Here is a 230-nt window from a genome sequence, read left to right as displayed (position 1 = left end):
TTTCCAATGTCGCCCTCCACAAGCATTCCGTAGTCCGAACCACTTACGGTAAGTTCCATGCGGTCGCCGCTTTCCACCTGAAAGGTCACATAATAGGTCGTGAACGTATGCATCATCGTATTGTCCGTATGGTGGCGAGAAACTTCCGTGCGCTTTGCCACCACCGTTGCCGGAACGGTCAGCCGCGGCGAATGGTTGTTTTTATTCCATGTGCTGATATTTCCGATGAT

General features: G+C 51.3%; 1 protein-coding gene. It reads right to left on the bottom strand.

Annotation, left to right across the window (positions count from 1 at the left end; translation table 11 throughout):
* A partial coding sequence (locus DW937_RS15350; protein ID WP_243111515.1) for a DUF2500 domain-containing protein occupies positions 1 to 230 on the bottom strand: 230 nt, incomplete at both ends.

It is taken from the genome of Faecalibacterium sp. AM43-5AT, from assembly GCF_003603345.1.
In the GTDB taxonomy this organism is placed as follows: domain Bacteria; phylum Bacillota; class Clostridia; order Oscillospirales; family Ruminococcaceae; genus Faecalibacterium; species Faecalibacterium taiwanense.
This window is presented reverse-complemented; position numbering and strand designations above follow the sequence as displayed.